The organism is Azospirillum thiophilum (assembly GCF_001305595.1).
Taxonomy (GTDB): Bacteria; Pseudomonadota; Alphaproteobacteria; order Azospirillales; family Azospirillaceae; genus Azospirillum; species Azospirillum thiophilum.
In genome coordinates, this window is sequence record NZ_CP012402.1 from 1,069,877 (window position 1) to 1,092,384 (window position 22,508).

At 68.5% G+C, this 22,508-nt stretch carries 23 protein-coding genes; all 23 read left to right on the plus strand.

Features of this window, described 5'->3' with window-relative positions:
• Positions 1-98: 98 nt before the first annotated feature.
• The 23 genes from ccoG to AL072_RS18415 all read left to right on the plus strand — a co-directional run bounded on the left by ccoG (position 99) and on the right by AL072_RS18415 (position 22,492).
• Positions 99-1,622 (plus strand): cytochrome c oxidase accessory protein CcoG, encoded by a 1,524-nt coding sequence (ccoG, locus tag AL072_RS18305; protein ID WP_045582867.1) that lies wholly within the window; start codon positions 99-101, stop codon positions 1,620-1,622.
• Positions 1,623-1,741: 119 nt separating this feature from the next.
• Entirely contained in the window at positions 1,742-3,247 is a 1,506-nt protein-coding gene (locus tag AL072_RS18310) for an aminotransferase-like domain-containing protein (protein WP_045582866.1), read from the plus strand.
• Between the two features lie 415 nt (positions 3,248-3,662).
• Positions 3,663-3,935: a hypothetical protein gene (locus AL072_RS34950; RefSeq protein ID WP_045582865.1), complete on the plus strand. Its 273-nt coding sequence runs from the start codon at positions 3,663-3,665 to the stop codon at positions 3,933-3,935.
• Between the two features lie 14 nt (positions 3,936-3,949).
• A complete protein-coding gene (locus tag AL072_RS18320) occupies positions 3,950-4,708 on the plus strand; it encodes a beta-ketoacyl synthase chain length factor (RefSeq protein ID WP_045583326.1) in 759 nt (252 codons plus the stop codon).
• Positions 4,701-5,474, plus strand: coding sequence for a lysophospholipid acyltransferase family protein (locus AL072_RS18325; RefSeq protein ID WP_045582864.1), 774 nt, complete (start codon positions 4,701-4,703; stop codon positions 5,472-5,474). Before AL072_RS18320 ends, AL072_RS18325 begins: the two co-directional genes overlap by 8 nt.
• Complete coding sequence (locus tag AL072_RS18330; protein ID WP_045582863.1) at positions 5,467-5,727, plus strand: phosphopantetheine-binding protein; 261 nt, start codon at positions 5,467-5,469, stop codon at positions 5,725-5,727. The genes AL072_RS18325 and AL072_RS18330 overlap by 8 nt, the downstream gene beginning before the upstream one ends.
• 6 nt (positions 5,728-5,733) lie before the next feature.
• Positions 5,734-5,985: an acyl carrier protein gene (locus AL072_RS18335; protein ID WP_200909837.1), complete on the plus strand. Its 252-nt coding sequence runs from the start codon at positions 5,734-5,736 to the stop codon at positions 5,983-5,985.
• Between the two features lie 28 nt (positions 5,986-6,013).
• On the plus strand, positions 6,014-6,541 hold the full coding sequence (locus AL072_RS18340; protein ID WP_063840353.1) for a COG4648 family protein: 528 nt from the start codon (positions 6,014-6,016) through the stop codon (positions 6,539-6,541).
• Positions 6,538-8,277, plus strand: coding sequence for an ApeI family dehydratase (locus tag AL072_RS18345; protein ID WP_052710080.1), 1,740 nt, complete (start codon positions 6,538-6,540; stop codon positions 8,275-8,277). The genes AL072_RS18340 and AL072_RS18345 overlap by 4 nt, the downstream gene beginning before the upstream one ends.
• Entirely contained in the window at positions 8,274-10,004 is a 1,731-nt protein-coding gene (locus tag AL072_RS18350; protein WP_045582862.1) for a glycosyltransferase family 2 protein, read from the plus strand. Before AL072_RS18345 ends, AL072_RS18350 begins: the two co-directional genes overlap by 4 nt.
• Positions 10,001-10,423, plus strand: coding sequence for an acyl-CoA thioesterase (locus AL072_RS18355; protein ID WP_245636841.1), 423 nt, complete (start codon positions 10,001-10,003; stop codon positions 10,421-10,423). The genes AL072_RS18350 and AL072_RS18355 overlap by 4 nt, the downstream gene beginning before the upstream one ends.
• Entirely contained in the window at positions 10,420-11,070 is a 651-nt protein-coding gene (locus tag AL072_RS18360; protein WP_045582861.1) for a LolA family protein, read from the plus strand. Before AL072_RS18355 ends, AL072_RS18360 begins: the two co-directional genes overlap by 4 nt.
• Positions 11,067-13,478: an MMPL family transporter gene (locus tag AL072_RS18365; RefSeq protein ID WP_045582860.1), complete on the plus strand. Its 2,412-nt coding sequence runs from the start codon at positions 11,067-11,069 to the stop codon at positions 13,476-13,478. Before AL072_RS18360 ends, AL072_RS18365 begins: the two co-directional genes overlap by 4 nt.
• Positions 13,475-14,065, plus strand: coding sequence for a DUF3261 domain-containing protein (locus AL072_RS18370; protein WP_045582859.1), 591 nt, complete (start codon positions 13,475-13,477; stop codon positions 14,063-14,065). The genes AL072_RS18365 and AL072_RS18370 overlap by 4 nt, the downstream gene beginning before the upstream one ends.
• Positions 14,062-15,252: a beta-ketoacyl-[acyl-carrier-protein] synthase family protein gene (locus tag AL072_RS18375; protein WP_045582858.1), complete on the plus strand. Its 1,191-nt coding sequence runs from the start codon at positions 14,062-14,064 to the stop codon at positions 15,250-15,252. Before AL072_RS18370 ends, AL072_RS18375 begins: the two co-directional genes overlap by 4 nt.
• Positions 15,249-15,704, plus strand: a complete 456-nt coding sequence (locus AL072_RS18380; protein ID WP_045582857.1) for a hotdog family protein — start codon at positions 15,249-15,251, stop codon at positions 15,702-15,704. Before AL072_RS18375 ends, AL072_RS18380 begins: the two co-directional genes overlap by 4 nt.
• A complete protein-coding gene (locus tag AL072_RS18385; RefSeq protein ID WP_045582856.1) occupies positions 15,701-16,426 on the plus strand; it encodes a 3-ketoacyl-ACP reductase FabG2 in 726 nt (241 codons plus the stop codon). The genes AL072_RS18380 and AL072_RS18385 overlap by 4 nt, the downstream gene beginning before the upstream one ends.
• Complete coding sequence (locus AL072_RS18390) at positions 16,426-17,652, plus strand: beta-ketoacyl-ACP synthase (RefSeq protein ID WP_045582855.1); 1,227 nt, start codon at positions 16,426-16,428, stop codon at positions 17,650-17,652. The genes AL072_RS18385 and AL072_RS18390 overlap by 1 nt, the downstream gene beginning before the upstream one ends.
• A gap of 240 nt (positions 17,653-17,892) precedes the next feature.
• On the plus strand, positions 17,893-18,504 hold the full coding sequence (locus AL072_RS18395; protein WP_045582854.1) for a glutathione S-transferase family protein: 612 nt from the start codon (positions 17,893-17,895) through the stop codon (positions 18,502-18,504).
• A 49-nt stretch (positions 18,505-18,553) separates the two neighbouring features.
• Positions 18,554-20,620, plus strand: a complete 2,067-nt coding sequence (locus AL072_RS18400) for an FAD-binding oxidoreductase (RefSeq protein ID WP_045582853.1) — start codon at positions 18,554-18,556, stop codon at positions 20,618-20,620.
• 74 nt (positions 20,621-20,694) lie between these two features.
• Complete coding sequence (locus tag AL072_RS18405; RefSeq protein ID WP_045582852.1) at positions 20,695-21,159, plus strand: nuclear transport factor 2 family protein; 465 nt, start codon at positions 20,695-20,697, stop codon at positions 21,157-21,159.
• A 30-nt stretch (positions 21,160-21,189) separates the two neighbouring features.
• On the plus strand, positions 21,190-21,579 hold the full coding sequence (locus AL072_RS18410; protein ID WP_063840352.1) for a hypothetical protein: 390 nt from the start codon (positions 21,190-21,192) through the stop codon (positions 21,577-21,579).
• 22 nt (positions 21,580-21,601) lie between these two features.
• The gene (locus AL072_RS18415) at positions 21,602-22,492 is read left to right on the plus strand and encodes a LysR family transcriptional regulator (protein WP_045582851.1); all 891 of its coding nucleotides are present in this window, start codon (positions 21,602-21,604) and stop codon (positions 22,490-22,492) included.
• The last annotated feature ends 16 nt before the right edge of the window (positions 22,493-22,508 follow it).

Sequence of the window (22,508 nt, forward strand, 5' to 3'; positions counted from 1 at the left end):
GTCAATATTCCATACAAAGCTCATTGCCAGATGGTCGCCCCGCCATTCGCCCCGGCAATGGGCAGGCGGCCGGACGGTTCCTTCGAGCCAGGTGCCCCATGCCAAGCGACGCGCCCCTCATCACCCGCCGCCCGGAACACGCCGCCGCTCCGGCGCCTGCTTCCGCTTCCTCCCCCGCCTATGCCTCCCATCGCAAGATCCACCCCAAGGCTGTGCGCGGGCGATACCGGCGTCTGAAGACGGTGCTCGGCGCGGTGCTGCTGGCGCTGTTCGCACTGCTGCCGTGGCTGCGGTGGGATCGCGGGCCGGACGCGCCCGATCAGGCGGTCCTGTTCGATCTCGACGGCCAGCGCTTCTACATGTTCGCCGTACAATTGTGGCCGCAGCAGGTCTATTACATCACCGGCATCATGATCATCGCCTCCATCGGGTTGTTCCTGGCGACGGCGGTCGGCGGGCGGGTCTGGTGCGGCTTCACCTGTCCGCAGACAGTCTGGACCGATTTGTTCGTCTGGGTCGAACGGCAGGTGGAGGGCGACCGCGGTGCCCGCATCCGGCTGGATCAGCATCCCTGGACCGCGAACTGGCTGGCGAAGAAGGCGGTCAAGCACACGGCATGGCTGGCCATCGCCTTCGTCACCGGCTTCCTCGGCATCGCCTACCTGACCGATGCGCCGACCCTGGCGGCGGACCTGCTGCGGTTCGACGCGTCGGCACTGGCGGTGGGTTCCATCCTGTTCATGACGGCCTGCACCTATCTGATGGCAGGCTTCATGCGCGAGCAGATGTGCTTCTACGTCTGCCCCTGGCCGCGCATCCAGGCCGCCATGCTGGACGAGGAGAGCCTGGTGGTCACCTACCAGGACTGGCGCGGCGAGGGGCGCGCACCGCTGCGCAAGAACGAGGGCTGGGACACGCGCCGGCACCAGGGCTTCGGCGATTGCATCGATTGCGGTCAATGCGTCCAAGTGTGCCCAACCGGCATCGACATCCGCGACGGCATCCAGATGGAATGCATCGGCTGCGGCCTGTGCGTGGATGCCTGCAACGACGTGATGGCGCGCATCGGCCAGCCGGGCGACCTGATCCGCTTCGACACATTGACCGCCCAGGCCGCGAAGGCGGCCAATACCACACAAGCCGCCAAGGCGGCGGTCGCCCTGCCCCGCTACCGCCTGTTGCGGCCGCGCACCATCGTCTACGGCCTGATGCTGGTGGTGGTCGGCGGGGCGATGGCCATCGCCCTGGCGTTCAAGCCGAGTAACGATATCGCCGTGCTGCGCGACCGTGCGCCGCTGTTCGTGATGCTCAGCGACGGACGCATCCAGAACGCCTACACCATCAAGATCGCCAACATGTCCCTGACAGGCCGGCACTATCGACTGACCCTGTCCGGCCTGCCTCAGGCGAGCCTCAGCCTGTCGGGCGAGGGCGGGGAACTGAACGAATTGGCATTGTCGGCCCGCGCCAACGCGGTGGATACCTACCGCATCCAGGTCCGCGTGCCCAAGGCCGCGCTGTCGGCCCCCTCGACGCCGCTCACCCTCACGCTGACGCCGGATGCCCTGTCCGGTCCGGCCGGCGAGCCGGTCCGCCACGACAGCGTGTTCCTAGCACCCTGATCCGGCGGCTCCGGCACCGATCGGGTGGAACGGCTTGCGGCCAGGACCGCGAAACGCGCATATGTTGCGGACAATCCGGCCCGGTGCCGGCAACGGTCAGGATATCCATGCAATCCGATATGGCAGAGCAAACCGGTGGCGGCCTCTGGCAGCCCGACCTGACCGACCGGGACAGGCCGCTCTATCTCGCCATCGCCGATGCCATCGCCGACGATGTCCGCGACGGCCGTCTGGCGGTGGGGCAGCGGATGCCACCGCAACGCACGCTGGCCGACCGGCTGGGACTGGACCTGACCACGGTCAGCCGTGCCTATGGCGAGGCACGCCGGCGCGGCCTGCTCGACGCCCGTGTCGGCCAGGGGACCTTCGTCCGCCAGCAGGACGCCCCGGTGCCCGGCCCGGCCCGACGCCTGACGACCGCTCCCGTTCCCAACCCCATCCCGGCCGTCATCGACATGACGATGAATCAGCCGCCCCTTCCCGACGCGCCGGAGCTGCTGGACCGGGTGCGCCAAGGCATAGAGCTGGCGGTCCGGCAGATCGATCCGCAGTCGCTGCTCCGCTACCCCGATTCCGGTGCCGGCGCCACCGACGAGGACCGGGCGGCCGGCGCGCGGTGGCTTGCCAGGCGGCAGCCCGACCCGGCCGGCGGCAGCGACGCCGAAGAGGCCGCCAGCCGGATCGCCACCCGAACCGTCGTCTGCCCCGGCACGCAGGGCGCCCTGCTGGCGTTGCTGAGCATGCTGGCCCGCCCCGGCGACACCGTCTGCACGGAGGCGCTGACCTATCCCGGCTTCAAGGCCATCGCGCGGCAATTGGGGCTGCAGGTGATCGGCATACCGATGGACGGCCGGGGGCTGGACCCCGATGCGCTGCGTGCCGCCGTCAAGGCCCATGCGCCCAAGGCGCTCTATTGCACCCCGACCCTGCACAACCCGACGACGGCGACCCTGCCGGCGGAGCGGCGCGAGGCCATCGCCGCCATCGCCCGCGACCATGGATTTCCCATCATCGAGGACGACATCTACGGCGTCCTGCCGCAGGATGCGCCGCCGCCCATCGCGTCGTTCGCGCCGGACGTGACCTTCCATGTCGTGGGTCTGGCGAAATGCGTGGCGCCCGGCCTGCGCATCGCCTATGTCGCCGCACCGGACGGGCGGCAGGCGATCCGGCTCGCCTCCGCCCTGCGGGCGACCATGCTCGGCACCCCGCCGATCCTTGCCGCGGTCGCAACCCAATGGATCGGCGACGGCACCGCCGAACAGCTTCTGTCCGCCATCCGGGCGGAGGCAAGGGTGCGCCAGGGCATGGCACGCGACCTTTTGCCGCCTACGGCGATGACCGCCCATCCCGACGGCTTCCACCTGTGGCTGACCCTGCCGCCGAGTTGGACGCGAGGCGAATTCGCTTCCCACCTGCGCACCCGCGGAATCGCCGCCGCAGTCAGCGACACCTTCCTCGTCCCCGGCCCCGACCTCGTCTCCGGTTTCCAGCCCGGGCCGGCCCCGGAGGCGCTGCGCATCTGCCTCGGCGCCCCACCTGCCCGCGCCGATTGCCGCCGCATGCTGGAAACACTGGCCGATACACTGGAACAAAGCCCTGCGGTGATCGGCATCGTCATCTGAACCCCGTTGCTCCAAAGAGCCGAGCCTGTGGCGGAAATCATCCAACAGGCCGACTCTGCTGTTCAATTCACTGAGCGGAGACACCGTCAGCCGGGAGGTCTCTCGTCCTGCATCCCGACGATGCCCTGTCCGGATCGGTCCGCCACAATCATACCGTAAGCAAACAAATGCATACCATCATCTGAATATGCTATTCAGCAACTCCTGCGGAGGTACGCGTGTGCGGGCACGCGAACGGCATCCGGATTGGAGCGTGATGGTGGGGGCTGCGGGGATCGGTATGACTTCGACACAGCGTTCGGTATGCGCGGCGGTGGCACTTACGGCAGTGCTGGGCTTGGGGGGCTGCAACCGACAGCAGCCCATCTACACGGTCACCGATCATCCCGTGCCGGCGGGGGCGCGGACCCTGCCCATGAGGTCGGTCGAACAGGCGATCCTCGAAGCGGCGGCGGAGAAGCGCTGGACCGTGGACCGTGTCCAGCCCGGTCTGATGCGGGCGACCCAAGAATGGCGGACGCATACGATGACGGTCAACATCCGTTACGATCAGAACCGCTACGGCATCGAACACGTCGCGACCTCCAACCTCAAGGAACAGGGGGGAATGGTCCACCGCGCCTACAACTCGAACGTCAAGGCGCTGGAGGACGAGATCGAGCGTCGCCTCTACCGCGCCGGCTATTGACCCGGGTAATGGCGATGAATGGCCATTCCGTGAACGGGTCCGGGCCGGTCGGGACCGGGCTGCGGTTCGCCCTGAACCGTTGGTCGGCCTGGGCGCCGGGGCGTGAGACGCGCGCCGCATGGTGCGGCTGGGCCGGAGCGCCGGACGGGATCGAGGCGGATGCGGCGACATCCCCCTTGCCCATGATGCTGCGCCGGCGGGCGACTCCCCTGGGGCAGAAGCTGATCGCGGCGGCGCTGGCCTGCGGCGACGCCGTCGCGCGGGCGCGCTACGTCCTGGCGTCCCGTCATGGGGAGTTGAGCCGGACCGTGACCATTCTGGAGGCGCTGGACGCGGGGGAAGCGCCGTCACCGGCGGAATTCAGCATGGCGGTCCACCATGGATTGGCCGGCCTGCTCTCGATCCATGCCGGCAACCGCGCCGGCCACACGGCGCTTGCCGCCGGGCCGGACAGCTTCGGCTTCGGCCTGCTGGAGGCTGCCGTCTGTCTGGCGGAACGACCGGACGAACCGGTGCTTCTGCTCTACGGCGACGATGTGCTGCCCGATGTCTACGGCGCATTCCGCGATGCGGATGATGCCGGTCTGCCGATGGTCTGCGCCCTGCTGCTGGAAGCCGGGGACGATATCCTCTTTCACGCCACCCCCAACCGCGGCGGCATGCATCCGGCGCCCTCCGCCGCATCGGATTTCCTGCGCTTTCTGTTGTCGGGTGAGCCGGCAGCCACCTCGGCGGGCGGGCGCATGACCTGGACCTGGCGGCGCCATGGTTGAGCGGCTCGATCATCTGCGGCGTGTGGCGTGCACGGGGCTCGCCTTTGCCGCGCTGTTCGGTGGCGGAGCGGTTCTTGCCCTGACGGTGTTTCCACTGGTGACCCTGCTGACGCCGCCGGGGGCAAAGCGCCGGGAACGCAACCAGTTGCTCGTCCACTGGCTGTTCCGTGGCTATGTGTGGACCCTGACACGGCTGAGAGTGATCGAGGTGACGGTACGGGGGGCCGACCGGCTGCGTGCGGCCGGCGGCCGGATGATCGTCGCCAACCACCCCACCCTGCTGGACGTGGTGCTGCTGATGGGGCTGGTGCCGCGCAGCCAGTGCATCGTCAAAGGTGCGCTTTGGAACAGCCCCTATCTTGGGCGCGTGGTGCGGGGGACCGGCTATATCCGCAACGATCTGGAACCGGAAGCGCTTCTGGAGGCATGCCGGGATTCCATTGCGCGCGGCGACAGCCTGATCATCTTTCCCGAAGGCACCCGGACGATACCGGGCGAGCCGCCGCGTTTCCGGCGCGGCTTCGCCAACATCGCCACGATGCTGGAAACCGATATCCAGCTCGTCGTCATCACCTGCCGGCCGCTGACGCTGGTAAAGGGAGAGCCGTGGTGGAAGGTTCCGTACCGCCGCCCGCGCTTCCATGTCGAGGTTGGCGACCGCCTGGACGCCCGTGAATGGTTGGGGTATGAGTACCGGTCACTTGCTGCACGCAAGTTGGTCAGACAGCTTGAAGAGTATTACATGGAATGCTCGGCCAATGGTTGATTTGGAAAACGAAATTAAAACGCTGATCGTCGAGTCTCTTAAACTGGAGGATATCCGGCCGGAGGATATCGACAGCTCGGAACCATTGTTCGTCGATGGCCTCGGATTGGATTCAATTGATGCGCTGGAGCTTGGCGTCGCCCTTCGCAAGCGGTTCGGCATCAAGATCGACTCGGTCACCGGAGATGTGAAGGCGCATTTCGCAAACGTGCGGAGCCTTGCGCTCTTCGTCCAGTCGCAGCAGGTGGAGTGAACGGGCATGATGACCCGCGAGCAAGTCTATGAAAAGCTGAAGGGCTACCTGGAGGACATGTTCGAGGTGGAACCGGACAGGGTTACACCCGAATCGCACCTGTTCGAGGATCTCGATCTGGACAGCATCGACGCCGTCGATCTCGTCGTGAAGCTTCAGGACCTGACCGGGCGCAAATTCAAGCCCGAGGAGTTCAAGAGCGTGCGCACCGTCGGCGACATTCTCGACCGCGTGCAGGCGCTTCTTCTTGCGGCCTAGGCGCCTCTCTCCGGCGGCCGTGGCACTGATGGCCGCCGGCATGCTCTATCCCGCCATCGTCTATGCCGCGCGCGATACGGTGCCGCCTGCGGCATTCGTCGCGGCGGCATTGGGGCTGATCGGGCTGCGGCTGTTGATTTCGGGCGGGGAGGCGGGGCGCGCATGGCGTCCGCCGCTGTTGGCCGGCGCCGCAGCGCTGACCGCCCTGCTGCCGCTCGACCCCTGGCTCGCGGCGCGGGCCTATCCCGTGGTGCTCAGCCTGGGCTTCGCCGCCGCCTTCGCCGTCACCTTGCGCGATCCGCCGTCCCTGGTCGAACGGCTGGCCCGCCTGCGCGAGCCGGATCTGCCGCCGGAAGGACAGGCCTATTGCCGGGCAGTCACCTGGGTATGGACGGTTTGGCTGACCCTCAACGCAGCCGTCGCCGCCGGCTTGGCCCTGGCAGGGAGCGACGAGGCCTGGGCGCTGTGGACCGGGCTGCTCACCTATGGGGCCATGGGGGCGCTGTTCGCGGGGGAATGGGTGGTCCGCCGGCGGGTGCGCGGGACCGTCCGATGAACGCACCGCTTCTCTGTTCCTTCGGCCGGATCCTGATCGACGGGCATGACGGCCCGCTGGCCTCCAGCAGCGGCTGCGTGATCGGCGCCGCCCGTTTCCGCGCCGACGTGGCCGCCAACGCCCTGCGGCTGCGCCGGGCCGGTTGCCGGCGGGGAATGCTGGTCACCACAGACGCCTATTGGGGTGCAGTGGGGCTGTTCGCCCTCTGGCTGGCGGGATCGGAGGCGATTCTGCCGTCCAACGCCCAGCCAGGCACGCTGGAGGGACTGCGTGGCGGCTGGGATATGCTGGTCGGCGATGGGCGCCCGGCAGCGGAACCGTTCCTGCGGCTGGAACCGGGGGACGGCGGACTGCCGCTCGACGCGCTCGACCCGGCCTCGCCACTGACGGTTTTTACCTCCGGCACCACCGGCGCGCCCAAGCGGATCGCCAAGACCCTGGAGCATTTGGAACGGGAGGCGGCGGCGGTGGAGGCCGCGCTGGGCGCCATGGTGCCCGCCGGTGCCTGGGTGCAGGCGACGGTTCCCCATCAACATGTCTACGGTCTGGCCTTCCGCCTGTGCTGGCCGCTGGCGAGCGGACGGCCCTTCGCCGGGAAGGCACATGACCTGTGGGAAACCGCGGCGGCGGCGCTGAGCGGAGGAGATGTGCTCGTCACCAGCCCGGCCCACCTGACCCGGCTGGACGGGCTGGTCCCGTTGCCACCTGACCGCCGTCCCGGCCTGATCCTGTCGGCCGGCGCGCCGCTGCCGGAGCGGGCGGCGCGTCTGGCTGCCGATCTGCTCGGTACCGTCCCCACAGAGATTTTCGGTAGCAGCGAAACCGGCGCCGTCGCCCTGCGCCACCGTGTCGACGCCGTCGCCGACCCGCCGTGGCGTCCGCTGCCCGGCACGCGGGTCGAACGCATGGAGGATGGCGGGATGCGCGTCCTGGCCGCCCATGTCCCCGGAGGGAGGCACGAGGGCGCCGACCGGATCGACATGGCGTCGGATGACGGCTTCCGCTTCCTGGGCCGGGCGGATGGATTGGTGAAGATCGAAGGCAAGCGCATCGGACTGGCCGAGGTGGAGCGGCGGCTGTGCGGCCTGCCCGGGGTGGCCGACGCCGCTCTGACGGTGGTGGAGCGCGGGGATGACGGCAAGGCCCGCCTGCGCCTAGGGGCGGTGGTCGTCCCTGACCCCGCGGGGGCGGAGCGGCTGGCCGCCCTGGGGCCGTTCCGCTTCAGCCGCTTGCTGCGCCGGGACTTGGCGGCGACCCAGGAACCGGCCGGCCTGCCGCGCCTGTGGCGTTTCGTGGACCGCCTTCCGGCCGGCCCGCTGGGCAAGCGCAGCGCCGCCGCCCTCGCCGCCCTGTTCACCGAGGAGACGTCCGTGAAGCCCACCGAACCCGATATGCACGCCCTGCGTCCCATCGACGGCGGGGTGGAACTGGATCTGTTCGTGTCGCCCGACCTTGCGGCGCTGGATGGGCATTTCCCCGATTTCCCGATCGTGCCGGGGGTGGCGCTGGTCGATTGGGCGGTGAGGAACGCCGACCGTCACCTCGGCCTGTTCATCGGAGCGGCGCGGAATTTCCAGGTCAAGTTCCGCCGCGTGACCGTGCCGGGCGGCATTGTCACGTTGAGCCTGCGTCACGATCCGGCACGCCGGCGCCTGGGCTTCGAGTACCGCGATGGCGGCGGGGTTCTCACGTCCGGCTTCATCAAGGTCGAGGACACCGGGGCGGCCGGTGCATGACCACTCCCTCGGTTCTCCTGGCCCCCGGTTCCCTGAACCCTGCCTTCCATGCTTGTGCCGTCGTGCCCAGCCACAACCATTGGCGGGTGGTGGGCGACGTGGTTTCGGGCCTGCGCGCCCAGGGGATACCGGTCTTCGTGGTGGATGACGGCAGCATGGAACCTGCCCGCTCCACCCTCGCCGCCCTGCACGATCCCACCAACGGCGTCACCGTCCGGCGGTTGGAACCGAACCAGGGCAAGGGGGCGGCGGTGATGGAGGGCATCCGACTGGCGCTGGCCGCCGGCTTCACCCATGTGGTGCAGGTGGACGCCGACGGGCAGCACGACCAGACCGCCGTTCCCCGCCTGCTGGCCCTGGCACGCCGCCATCCCCATGCGCTGGTGACCGGCAGGCCGGTCTATGACGACTCCATCCCGACCGGCCGGGCCATCGGACGCTGGGTCACCCATGTCTGGGTCTGGATCGAAACCCTGTCCCTCCGCATCCGCGATTCCATGTGCGGATTCCGCGTCTACCCGCTGGCGCCGGTGGCGGCGCTGACGGCGACCGGCGCCCGGATCGGGCGGCGGATGGATTTCGACACCGAGATCATGGTCCGCCTGTTCTGGCGCGGCACGCCGGTGGCCGAACTGCCGGTGAGGGTCACCTATCCGCCCGACAACACCTCCAATTTCGATGTGCTGCGGGACAATGTCCGCATCTCGTGGATGCATACCCGGCTGGTGTTCACCATGCTGGCGCGGCTGCCGTCGATCCTGGCCAACCGCCCGCCTCCGCTGCCGTCGCTGGACAAGCCCAGCCATTGGGCGGCGCTGGGCGAGCGGGGCATGGCCCGGGGGTTGCGGATCTGCGCCGCCGCCTACCGCCTGTTCGGACGGCGCGGCTGCATGGCGGTGCTGGCGCCCGTGGTCCTGTATTTCTACCTGACGGGAACCGAACAGCGGCGGGCCTCGCACGATTTCCTGACCCGCGCCTTCGCGGCCAAGGGAATGGCGCGGGCGCCCGGCTGGCGGGACGGCTACCGCCATTTCCTGTCCTTCGCCGGACGGGCCCTGGACAGCTTCGCCGCCTGGACGGGCGGGACGAAGACCGGAGAGGTCGAGCCGGCGGAGGTCGATGCCTTGCGCAAGGCGGAGGCCAGTCCCCGGGGCGCGCTGTTCATCGTCGCCCATCTGGGCAACATGGATCTGTCGCGCGCCCTGCTGGACGAGGAGACGCGACGCCGGTTGCTGGTGCTGGTCCACACCCGCCATGCCGAGAACTACAACCGCCTCCTGCGCGATTTCAATCCCGAGGCCGGGGTCAACACGCTCCAGGTGACAGAGGTCGGGCCGGATACCGCCATCGCCCTGAAGGAGCGGGTGGAACGGGGCGACTGGGTGGTGATCGCCGGCGACCGCACACCGGTGGGCGGTGGCGGGCGGGTCAGCCGGGTGCCCTTCCTGGGGGAACCGGCCCCCTTCTCACAGGGCCCCTACATCCTGGCTTCTCTGCTGGAATGCCCGGTCTATCTGCTGTTCTGCCGGCGCGAGGCCGGCCGCCACCGCCTGTATGCCGAGCGGCTGACCGACCGCATCGACCTGCCGCGCGGCCGGCGGGCGGAGGCTCTGGACGGCTGCGCCGCCGCCTTCGCCTGCAGCCTGGAGCGCCATGCGCTGGCCGATCCGTTCCAATGGTACAACTTCTTCGATTTCTGGGCGCCGGAGGGCGCGGGGGAACCATGAGCGCTGCCGATATGATTTCCGCCGAGGTCACCATCCAGGCGCAATTCTACGACCTCGACCCCATGCAGGTGGTCTGGCACGGCAATTACGCCCGCTATCTGGAACAGGCCCGCTGCGCCCTGCTGGACCGCATCGGCTACAACTACCCGGAGATGGCTGAGTCGGGCTTCATGTGGCCCATCGTCGACATGCAGCTGAAATATGTCCGCCCCATCCGCTTCGCCCAGACGGTGCGGGTAACGGCGACGCTGGTGGAGTACGAGAACCGCCTGCGCATCGACTACCGCATTCGCGACGCCGGATCGGGCGAGGTGCTGACCAAGGCCCGCACCATCCAGCTCGCCGTCGCGATCGGGACAGAGGAGCTGGCTTTCGAGTCCCCGGCCATTCTGATCGAGAAAGTGAAGGCGCTGCTGTGATCCGCTTCCGTCTTCCGGCGGCGCTGCCGCCGGTGCTCCTCGCCATCGCGGTCCTCGCCGCCCTCCTTGTCGCGCGCGCCGTCCCGGCAGCCGAACCGGCGGCGCTGGCCGAGGGGCAGGTTCTGCGCGGCCGTTTCGTACAGGAACGAACCCTCAAAGGCTTCGCGGCACCGCTGAAAAGCGAGGGCCGGTTCCTGCTGGCCCCCGGCCGCGGCCTGATCTGGCAGGTGGAGAAGCCCTTCGCCATCACCACGGTGATGAGTCCCGCCGGCCTGATGCAGGAGGTGCGGGGCAACGAGACCATGCGCCTGTCCGCTGCCAAGCTGCCCTTCATGTTGCGGATGTACACCATGCTGGGCGGCGCGCTGACCGGCGACTGGAAGGCGCTGGACGGGCTGTTCTCCGTCACCCGCGGCAGCGACGCCGCGGGCTGGAGCCTGGATCTGGCACCGTTGCGGGCCGACGATCCAGCCATGCCCATCCGCCGGATCGCCGTGCGCGGCAACCGCTTTGTCGACAGCGTGGAGATCATCAAGCCCGAGGGCGACAGCGACCGCCTGAGCTTCCTCGACCAGAGCCTGTCGGCAACGGCGCCGGGGCGGGACGAGGAAAAACTGCTGGAAAGCCTGGGCGCGTCGTCGCCATGACGCATCCGTTCCTCCGGCCGGGGACCGCCCGCCTGCTGGCCTTCGTCTGGCTTCTGGTGGTGGTCGCCGGTTGCGCCTATCTGGGCTGGCGCGTGCAGTCCGGGATGCCGCTGCGCACCGATCTGCTGGCCCTGCTGCCGAGGGAGGAGCAGGACCCCACCCTTCAGCGCGCGAACGACGCGGTATCCCGCGCATTGGGCCGCCGGATCATCGCCCTGGTCGGGTCGGAGGACCGCGCCGCCGCGCGCGGCGCGGCCACCACGCTGGCGCGGGATCTGATCGCGACCGGGCTGGTCGCCACCGTCAACGAGGGGGTGGACCCGTCGCGCCTGCGGGCCTTGGGCGCCCTGTATTTCCCCCACCGCCACGGCCTGCTGAGCGACGCCGATCGCACCACGCTGCTGGCCGGACGGGGGGAGGATCTCGCGACGCGGGCGCTGTCGCAACTGTTCGGCGTCGGCGGCATCGCCGATGCTGGCCTGCTGCGCAACGATCCCTTCCTGCTGCTGCCCTCCTTCCTGACGGCGCTGCCCTTTCCCCTGTCGCGCCTGACGCTGGACGACGGCATGCTGACGGTGACGGAAAAGGGGACCACCTGGATTCTGGTCGGCGCCACCCTGTCGCGCGAACCGTTCGAGCTGGAGGTGCAGAGCCGGGTGGTGGAGGCCTTCGACGCATCGGCCTCCCAACTGGCCGCAGTTCACCCCGACTTGCAGATCAAGCGCCTGGGAGCGGTGTTCTTCGCCCAGGCCGGAGCCAGCACCGCCATCGACGAGGCGACGCTGCTGTCCATGCTGGAACTGGGCGGCACCGTGCTGCTGATCCTGGTTGTGTTCCGCCGGGTTGGGCCGCTGCTGCACAACGTGCTGGCACTGGGGGTGGGGATCGCCATGGGCTTCACCGCCGGGCTGCTGCTGTTCGGGGAGCTGCATGTGGCGGCGCTGCTGTTCGGTACCAGCCTGATCGGGGTGGCGGTGGATTACGGGCTGCATTACAGCAGCGGCCTGTTCGACGAAAGCACGCCCACCCCGGCCGACCGGCTGGCCCACGTCCTGCCCGCCATCACCCTTGGGCTGACGACGACGCTGATCGGCTATGCCACGCTGGCCCTGGCGCCCTTTCCCGGGCTGCGGCAGATCGCGGTGTTCTCCGCCGCCGGTCTCGTCTCCGCCTTCGCCACCGTCGTGCTGTGGCTGCCGCTGCTCGACCGCGGCAGGACGGTGCGGCACGGGGCGCGGATGATGCGTATGGCCGAGCGGCTGTGGACCTTCTGGGAAACGCCCCGGTTGCGCCCGCTACGGCTGGCGATGCTGGCGGCGCTGGCCCTGGCGGGGACCGTCGGCATGATGCGGCTGCATGTGGACGACGACGTGCGGCGGTTGCAGCCGATCTCTCCCGACCTCGCCCGCCAGCAGGCGGAGATCCAGCAGCTGATCGGCGCCACCACCGCCCAACAGTTCGTGCTGGTGCGTGCGCCCGACGACGAGGGAGCGTTGCGGACGGAGGAGGAACTGGCCGACCGGCTGGTCCCGCTGGTGCGCGATGGCGCCATCGCGGGTTTCCAATCCCCGGCCGCCTTCGTTCCCTCCGCGATCCGGCAGGGGGAAAACATGGCCCTGGTCCGCGACGCCCTGGAAACGCCCTTCCTCGCCACCTACCGGGCACAGACAGGGTTGCCGGAGCCGACGGCCGGCACCGGCGGCTCCGGGCCCGCCGAACCGCTCCGCCTGAACGACGCGGTGGGCACCGTGCCGATGCTGGGGGAACTGGTGCTGGCGCCGGGACTTCATGCCGTGACCCTTCAGGGATTGACCGATCCTGCCGCCTTGCGCGCCGCCCTGTCCGGCATGGACGGGGTGCGGCTGGTCGATCCCGCCGGCGATTTCAGCGCCCTGCTCGGCAAGTACCGCGAACGGGCCGTGCTGCTGGTTGCGGTGTCGGCGCTGCTGATGGTCGGCCCCCTGGCGTGGCGCTATGGCTGGCGGCGGGCGGGGCGGACCATGTTTCCGCCGCTGTCCGCCGTGACGCTGGCCCCGGCGCTGGTTGCCCTGACCGGGGAGAGCATCACCTTCTTCCACATCATGCCGCTGATCCTGATCCTGGCCATCGGGGTGGATTACGCCATCTTCTGCGCCGAGGCGGGGGAGGACCGGCAGCCGGTCACCCTGCTGGCGGTGTGGCTGGCGACGCTGACCACGCTGCTGTCCTTCGGGTTGCTGGTGGTCAGCAAGGCTGGGGCCGTGCATGGGTTCGGCCTGACCATGCTGTTCGGCATCCTGCTGGCGTTCCTGCTGGCTCCGCTGGCCGCCCGGCCGGGCAAGCGCGGCGGAACGCGCACGGGCTGTGCAACCAAAAGCGATTCGTGTAGTGTGCCGAACTTTTTGAAAAGGGCACGCGAAAAGGCATGACACGCAAGGCCTGGATGGCGCTGGCATTCATACTCGGCGGCTGCGTCGCGGCCCCCGGACCGGACAGCCGCGCGCCGATGCTGGGACCGGACCTGCGGCTTGCGCTGCCCCGTCCCGCCGACCTCGGCCGCAATGTGGAGGCGGCGCAGCTCATCTCCGGCAGACATGGGGACCGCAGCTTCGTGTTTGAAGGGCACATCAGCGTGACTCCTGAGAAAATGACGCTGGTCGGCCTGGATACGCTGGGCCGCCGCGCCATGACGGTGACCTGGACCGATGCCGGGGTCGATGTCGACGCCGCGCCCTGGCTGCCGCCGGAAGTGAGGCCCGGTGCCATGCTCGCCGATCTGGTGGTCCTCTACTGGCCGGAAGCGGTGGTTCGCCGGTCCCTGGCGCCCATCGGCGGCGAGCTGGCACAGGAACCGCATGCCCGCACCATCCGCCTGGGCGGAAAGGAGGCCCTGCACGCCGAATACGGCTGGAACGCCGCCGGCCCCTCCCCCGGTCCCTGGACCGGCACCATGCGCTACACCAACAGCGCCTGGGGGTACGAGATCGAGGTCCAGTCGCAGGAAGTCGTGCCATGATACGGCCCGGCATCGCCGCCATGGGGCTCGTCACCCCCATCGGTGCGGGAAAGGCCGAGGTGGCCGCCGCGCTGTTCGCCGGCACCCGAGCCGGGCTGGTCCCGCGCGACGACCTTGTGCCCGGCCGGACCGTGCTGTCGGGTGCTGTCCCGGTCCCGCCGCCCGGATCGGAGCCGGGAGCGGAGCCGCGCAACAACCGCCTGATGCGCCTCGCCCTCGACCAGATCGGGGAGGAGGTGGAACAGGCCGCCCGGCGGTTCGGACGGGACCGGATCGCCGTGGTCGTCGGCACCAGCACGGCCGGCATCGCCGAAGGCGAGGAGGCCTTCCTCGTCCATCGGCGCACCGGCTCCTGGCCCGCGGGGTTCCATTACCGGCATCAGGAAACCGGCGGGCTGGGGGATTTCGTCGCCCGGACATTGGGGGTGGAGGGGCCGGCCTACACGGTGGCGACCGCCTGCTCCTCCAGCGGCAAGGTGTTCGCGTCGGCCCGCCGCCTGCTGGCCGCCGGCCTCTGCGACGCCGTGGTGGTGGGCGGGGCCGACACCCTGTGCCGGATGACGTTGGGCGGCTTCGCCTCGCTGGAGGCGGTGTCGGCCGGGCTGTGCCAGCCCTTCAGCCGCAACCGCGACGGCATCAACATCGGCGAGGCGGCGGCGGTCTTCCTGCTGACCCGCGACCCCGCACCGGTGACACTGCTCGGCATCGGCGAAGGCTCCGACGCCCATCACATCAGCGCGCCCGATCCGGAAGGCAAGGGAGCGCTGGCCGCCATGCGCGCCGCCCTGGACGACGCCGGTTTGCAGGCAAGCGCCATCGGCTACGTCAACCTGCACGGCACCGGCACGTCGCTCAACGATTCGATGGAGGCGAAGGCGGTGAATGCCCTGTTCGGCCCCGACACGCCATGCAGTTCGACCAAGGCCATGACCGGCCACACGCTGGGCGCCGCCGGGGCCTGCGAGGCGGCCTTCCTGTGGCTGACGCTGCACCCGGACACCAACCCCGACCGACTGCTTCCGCCGCATCTGTGGGACGGCGCCGCCGATCCGGCCCTTCCGCCACTCGCCCTAACCCGGCCGGGCGACCGACTGGCCGGGAAGGAGGACCGGGTGGCGATGCTCAGCAACTCCTTCGCGTTCGGCGGGTCGAACGTGGCGTTGATCCTGGGGATCGATCGGGGATGAAATCCTGCCCCTGGCCGGTGGAAGAGCTTCTGCCCCATGCCCGCCCGATGATCCTGATCGACACGGTGGAAGGCTACGATGCCGCCGGCCTTATGGCGGCGGTGACCGTGCGCACCGGCGAGCCCTTCATCGATCCCGAACGCGGCGCACCCGCCCATCTGGCCATCGAATGGATGGCGCAGGCCTGCGGCGCCTTCGTCGGAGCGGAAGCGCGGGAGGCCGGCGCGCCGGTGCGGCTGGGCCTTCTGCTCGGCACCCGCGCCTTCACCGCGGATCGATCCTGGTTCGCGCCGGGAACAATGTTGGGCATCCGGGTGACGCTGGTCTATCGCGACGGGGAGATGGGCGTGTTCGACTGCGTGGCAGCAGTCGGCGGCGAGACCGTGGCTGCGGCCCAGCTCACCGTCTATCAGCCCGCGGATGCCCGGACCCTGTTGGAGAACAATTCATGACGCGACGCATCCTGGTCACCGGCGCCTCCAAGGGAATCGGGCGCGCCATCGCCGAACGGCTGGCCCGCGACGGCTTCGCGATCACCGTCCATTACGGGCGCGACCGCGACGGGGCGGAAACGACACTGGACGCCATCCGTGCGGCGGGCAGCGACGGGCGGATCCTGGGCTTCGACATTTCCGACCGTGCCGGCTGCCTCGCGGCGTTGGAGGCCGAGCTTGACGCCCATGGCTCCTATTACGGCGTGGTGCTGAACGCCGGCATCGCCCGCGACGCCGCCTTTCCCGCCCTGTCGGACGAGGATTGGGACTCGGTGCTGCGCACCAACATGGACGGTTTCTACAATGTGCTGAAGCCGCTGGTTCTGCCCATGGTCTCGGCGCGTGCCGGCGGGCGCATCGTCACGCTGTCTTCGGTGTCAGGCCTGACCGGCAATCGCGGGCAGGTTAATTATTCCGCCGCCAAGGCCGGCATCATCGGCGCCACCAAGGCGCTCGCCGTCGAGTTGGCCAAGCGGAACATCACCGTCAACTGCGTCGCTCCCGGCGTGATCGAAACCCAGATGATCGACGGCATACCGATGGACGAGGTGATGAAGGCCGTGCCGATGCGCCGCCTCGGCCGGCCGGCGGAGGTGGCGGCGGCCGTCGCCTTCCTCTGTTCCGACGAGGCCGGCTACGTGACGCGGCAGGTGATTTCCGTGAACGGGGGCATGGTCTGATGCGCAGGGTCGTCGTTACCGGAATGGGCGGAATCACGGCGCTGGGCGACAATTGGCCCGAGATCCGCGCCCATATGCTGGCCGGGCGGACCGCCGTGCGCACCATGACCGAATGGGACCGTTTCGACGGCATCAACACCCGTCTGGCCGCTCCGGTGCCCGGTTTCTCCATCGACGACCGCTATCCCCGCAAGAAGACCCGGACCATGGGACCGGTCGCCCGGATGGCGGTGCGCGCCACCGAACGCGCGTTGGAGGACGCCGGCCTGCTGGGCGATCCGGCGATCAGGTCGGGGCGCACCGGGATCGCCTACGGCTCCTCCTTCGGCAGCCCGGCACCGGTGATCGCCTTCGCCGAATTGATGACCGCCGGCACGTCCAAGACGCTGAACGCCACCAGCTACATCCAGATGATGAGCCACACGGCGGCGGTGAACATCGGCCTGTTCTTCGGCGTCACCGGCCGGATCATCCCCACCAGCAGCGCATGCACCTCGGGCAGCCAGGGGATCGGCTATGCCTGCGAGGCGATCCAGTGGGGCAAGGCCGACGTGATGATCGCCGGCGGGGCGGAGGAGCTGGACGTGACGGAATCGGCCGTCTTCGACACGCTGTTCGCCACCTCCACCCGGAACGACAAGCCCCATACCTCGCCCCGTCCCTATGACCGCGACCGCGACGGGCTGGTGATCGGCGAGGGAGCCGCCACATTGATCCTGGAAGAGCGCGAACACGCCCTGGCGCGGGGCGCCCGCATCCATGCCGAGATCGTGGGCTTCGCCTGCAATTCCGACGGCAACCATGTGACCCAGCCACAGGCCGGTACCATGGAGATCGCCTTGCGGCAGGCACTGGCGGACGCGTGCCTGCCGCCCGAAGCGGTCGGCTTCGTCAATGGCCACGGCACCGCGACCGAATGGGGCGACATCGCGGAAACCGCCGCCACCCACGCGGTGTTCGGCGAGCGCATGCCCATCCATTCGCTCAAGAGCTATTTCGGCCATTCCCTGGGCGCCTGCGGGGCCATGGAGGCCTGGCTCGGCATCGCCATGATGCAGGAAGGTCTGTTCGTCCCCACCGCCAACCTGGATGTCGTCGACGAGCGCTGCGCTCCTTTGGACTACGTGCAGAATGAAGCGCGGCGACTGGATATCGACCATCTGATGTCCAACAATTTTGCGTTTGGCGGAATAAACACGTCGCTGATATTCCGCAAGGAAAGTTGACGCCTGGGCCGATCGTTCATGTCAGCGGTCTTGAGGGATGGCGTGCCGCCCCCCTCCTGGGTCATCGGCGACAGCACGGCGTGATCCTCCCCTGGCCGCTTGGCCAGCCGCCCGAGCCCATCATTCCACTTTATGCAATGAAGAAGTGCCAAAGCGGGTCATTCCCGTCATGTGACCGATGGAGCAGTCTGGCGATGCGGCACGGGAATGGACCCGGCCAGTAAATCGCAGGATCAGGACATGAAACTCTATCATCACCCCCTGTCGGGCCACTCGCATCGCGCCGCCCTTTTCGTCTCTCTTCTTGGGATTCCCCATGAACTGGTCGAGGTCGACCTCAAGGCCGGCGCCCACAAGAGCCCCGAGTTCCTGAAGCTCAACCCCTTCGGCCAAGTACCGGTCCTGGATGACGACGGCGTCATCATCACGGATTCGAACGCCATCCTCGTCTATCTCGCCAAGAAGGCGGGGCGCACCGACTGGCTGCCGGAAGACCCGAGCGGTGCTGCCGCCGTTCAGCGCTGGCTCTCGGTGGCGGCCGGAGAGGTGGCGTACGGCCCCGCGGCTGCCAGGCTCATCACCGTGTTCGGAGCGGCCTACAATGCCGAAGAGGTCATCGCCCGGGCGCATGTCCTGCTGAAGCGGCTCGAGAGCCGGCTGGGCGGACAGGATTGGCTGGTCGGCGAGAATCCGACCATCGCGGACGTTGCGGTCTACAGCTATGTCGCCCAGGCACCGGAAGGCAACGTCGACCTCTCGGGCTATCCCGCGGTCAACGCGTTCCTCCGCCGGGTCGAGGGCCTGCCCGGCTTCGTCCCCTTCGTCCGGACGCCGGTCGGCCTCGCCGCCTGATCCCCGCATCGGCACGCCCGCAACCTGGATCCGCATAAGGACACCCGAGATGACCGCGACATTGACGACGCTGCCGACTTGGCACGAAGGCGAGACGTTCATCCAGGAAAAGCTGGGTGTCGCCGAGCGGATGGCAGCCATAGGCCAGCGGGCGCTCCGCGATCACATGCCCGACCAGCACCGCGACTTCTATGCCCAGCTTCCCTTCATCGTGCTGGGCAGCGTCGATCCCCAGGGCGCCCCCTGGGCCACGCTGCTCGCCGGCAAGCCGGGCTTCCTGTCGTCGCCGACACCGACAACCCTCGACATCGCCGCCCACGCCGACCCCGGCGACCCGGCGGCCGACGGCATGCGGGACGGGGATGCCGTCGGCCTGCTGGGGATCGAGATGCACAGCCGGCGCCGCAACCGCATGAACGGCATCCTCTCGGTCGGCGAGGGTGGAATCCGGGTGGAGGTCGACCAGAGCTTCGGGAATTGTCCCCGCTATATCCAGCTTCGCGACATTGCCTTCGCCCGGGATCCCGGGGATAAATTCACGGGCGTCGTGGAGGATCTGCCTGAACTCGATGCTCCGGCCCGCGCCATGATCGCGGCGGCGGACGCCTTCTTCGTCGCCACCTATGCCGACCGCAAGGAGCGCCGGCAGGTCGACGTGTCCCATCGTGGCGGCAAGGCGGGATTTGTCCGTATCGCCGGGGACGGTACCCTCACCGTGCCCGATTTCAACGGCAACCTCTTCTTTTCGACTCTCGGAAACATCGTCCTCAACGGCAAGGCCGGGCTTGTCTTCATCGATTACGAAAACGGCGACCTGCTGCAGATGACCGGCGACGCGGAGGTCATCCTGGACTCGCCGGAGATCGCCGCCTTCCAGGGCGCGGAGAGGCTGTGGAGCTTCCGGCCGCGCCGTATCCTGCGCCGGCAAGGCGCGCTGGCGCTGCGCTGGTCGTTCCGGAAAGACGGCTGGTCGCCCAGTTCGCTGATGACCGGGGACTGGACCCAGGCGGCAGCCCGCCTGCAGGCGAGCGACCTCGCGATCCGCTGGCGGCCCTACAAGGTCACGCGGATCGTCGAGGAAAGCCCGTCGATCCGCTCCTTCCACCTCCAGCCGGACGACCGAGCCGGCCTGCTACCCCATATTGCCGGTCAGCATCTGCCGATCCGCGTTAACGTTTCCGGCACAGACAAGCCGGTCATGCGCACCTACACACTGTCCGTCGCGCCGTCCGACGGTCTGTACCGCATCAGCGTCAAGCGGGACGGTGCGGTATCGCGTCACCTCCACGACAGCATCCGGGTCGGCGACGTCATCGAGGCGCGCGCACCCGATGGGCAGTTCACCATCGATCCTTTCGAAACGCGGCCCGCGGTCCTGCTGGCCGGAGGGATCGGCATCACCCCGCTGCTGGCGATGCTGCGTCATGTCGTCTATGAAGGGCTGCGCAGGCAGCGGATGCGGCCGACCATCCTCGTACAGGCCGCGCGTTCCAAGTCGGATCGTCCCTTCGAGCGGGAGATCGCTGCGCTCGTGAATGCCGCACAAGGGGCGGTGCGGTGGATACGGGTGCTCAGCGATCCCGACGGTGCCGAGGAGGGCATCGACTATGACGTCTCCGGCCGCATCGACATGGTCCTGCTGACGCGCATCCTGCCCTTCAACGACTACGATTTCTATCTTTGCGGCCCGCCCGCCTTCACCCAGGCGCTGTATGACGGTTTGCGGGCCTACAGCATCGCCGACCGGCGGATCCACGCCGAGGCGTTCGGACCGTCGTCCTTGAAACGCACGGCGGATGCCGGCGCCGCCCTGCCCGTCCGCCCCCTGCCGTCGACCGGACCGGTGCCCGTCGCCTTCATGGACTCGCTGAAGGAGGCCAGTTGGACGCCGGGCTCCGGCAGCTTGCTCGAGCTGGCGGAAGCGCGCGGCCTGGAGCCGGAATACAGTTGCCGCGAAGGCACCTGCGGAACCTGCCGGACCAAGCTGCTCAAAGGTGCCGTCACCTATGTCAGGGAACCGACCGCCGGCGTCGGCGCCGACGAGGTCCTGATCTGCTGCGCTGTGCCGGCCGAACCGGAGCCCGGCGAGGAGAACCGCATCCAGCTCGCCCTCTGACACCTGTTACGGGCGGTAAGCTTCCCCTCCCCGCCGCCCGTCTCCCCCTATCATCCGATCCACAGGAGAATGCCATGTCCCGTCCGCCGCTTCCCCCCTTCACCGAGCAGTCCGCCGTCGAGAAGGTCCGTCTCGCCGAGGATGGCTGGAACAGCCGCGACCCTGCCAAGGTCACTCTCGCCTACACCGAGGATACCCGGTGGCGGAACCGCGCCGAGTTCGCGAATGGCCACGCGGAGGTCCAGGCCTTCCTGACCCGCAAGTGGAACAGGGAACTCGACTACCGGCTGATCAAGGAACTCTGGGCTTTCACGGGAAACCGCATCGCGGTGCGCTACGCCTATGAATATCACGACGACAGCGGCCAGTGGTTCCGCGCCTATGGCAACGAGAATTGGGAGTTCGCCGAGGATGGGTTGATGCGCAACCGCCATGCCAGCATCAACGAGCATCCGATCGCCGAAGCGGACCGGAAATTCCATTGGCCGCTGGGGCGCCGCCCCGACGATCATCCCGGCCTCAGCCACTTCGGCTTCTGACACGGGTCCTTCCGAAAGAGGAGTGTTACCATGGCTGGATTCAGGCTTGACGAACGGGCCCGGCTGTCGATCGAGCTGGCCCTGACCGCAGGCAGCGGCGACACGCTGCTGTTGCAGCGGCAGGATGCCGATGCCAAAAAACTCGGCATGACCGGAGCCGAGGTCGACGCGGCAAGACGGGGATCCAGCTTCGACTTCCCGATATCGCGGGCGATCGCTCTGGCGCTCGCGTCGAACGACGAGGATCGCTCGTCACGGCGCGAGCGAGCGGCGAAGGCCGGGATCGACGGACGGGCATGCCTGGAGATCGAACATCTGGCGGCAGCCCTCATACCGGCTTGGCAGTCGCCGGATTATTGCGAGGAGATTCTGAGGCTGGATCCCGGTATCACTCCGGAGATCCTGATGAACATCCTCTGACGCGCAGGAAAGGGGCGGACCGATGGATCGTTGGCAGGCGATGCGGATATTCGTGAAGGTCGCGGAAACCGGGAACTTCGCCGAAGCCGCCCGTCACATGCACATGAGCGCGCCGGCGGTGACCCGCGCCGTGGCATCCCTCGAAGAGGTGATCGGCGCCCGCCTGTTCGTCCGCACGACCCGCTCGGTCAAGTTGACCGAAGCGGGCGCCCGCTATTTCGAGGATTGCCGCCAGATATTGTCGGACATCGCCGTGGCCGAAGCCGCGGCGGGCGGTTCCTATGCCACGCCGAGCGGAACACTCGCCATCACGGCATCCGCTCTGTTCGGCCAGATGCATGTGCTGCCGATCCTGACCGAGTTCCTGAACAGCTATCCCACGATGCGTGCCCGGACGCTGTTCATCGATCGGCCCGTCAACATCGTCGAAGAGGGCATCGACGTCGCCGTGCGGATCGGCCATTTGCCGGATTCGGGCTTCACCGCCATCAGAGTAGGCACGATCCGGCGAGTGATCTGCGGCTCGCCTGCCTATTTCGAGCGCCATGGCGTGCCCATGACGCCGGCCGACCTCAAAGCCCATCGGATCGCAGCCTCCACGAGTGCATGGGCGTCGCCGGAATGGCGGTTCGCCGGGGACCAGCGGGTGACGATCGACCCCATCCTCCAGTGCAACACCAACGAGGCGGTGATCGCCACCGCGAAGGACGGGTGGGGCTTGACACGGGTTCTGCACTATCAGATCGGCCCGGCACTCCTCGAGGGGACATTGCAGATCGTGCTCGGCGATCATGAGGAACCACCACTGCCCATCCACATTCTCCACCCCGAGGGACGTCACGCCCCTGCGAAGGTCAGGGCGTTCGTCGATCTGGCCGCGGCGCGGCTGCGGGAGAACCGGCTTTTGAACTGACGTCCGCGACGGGCCT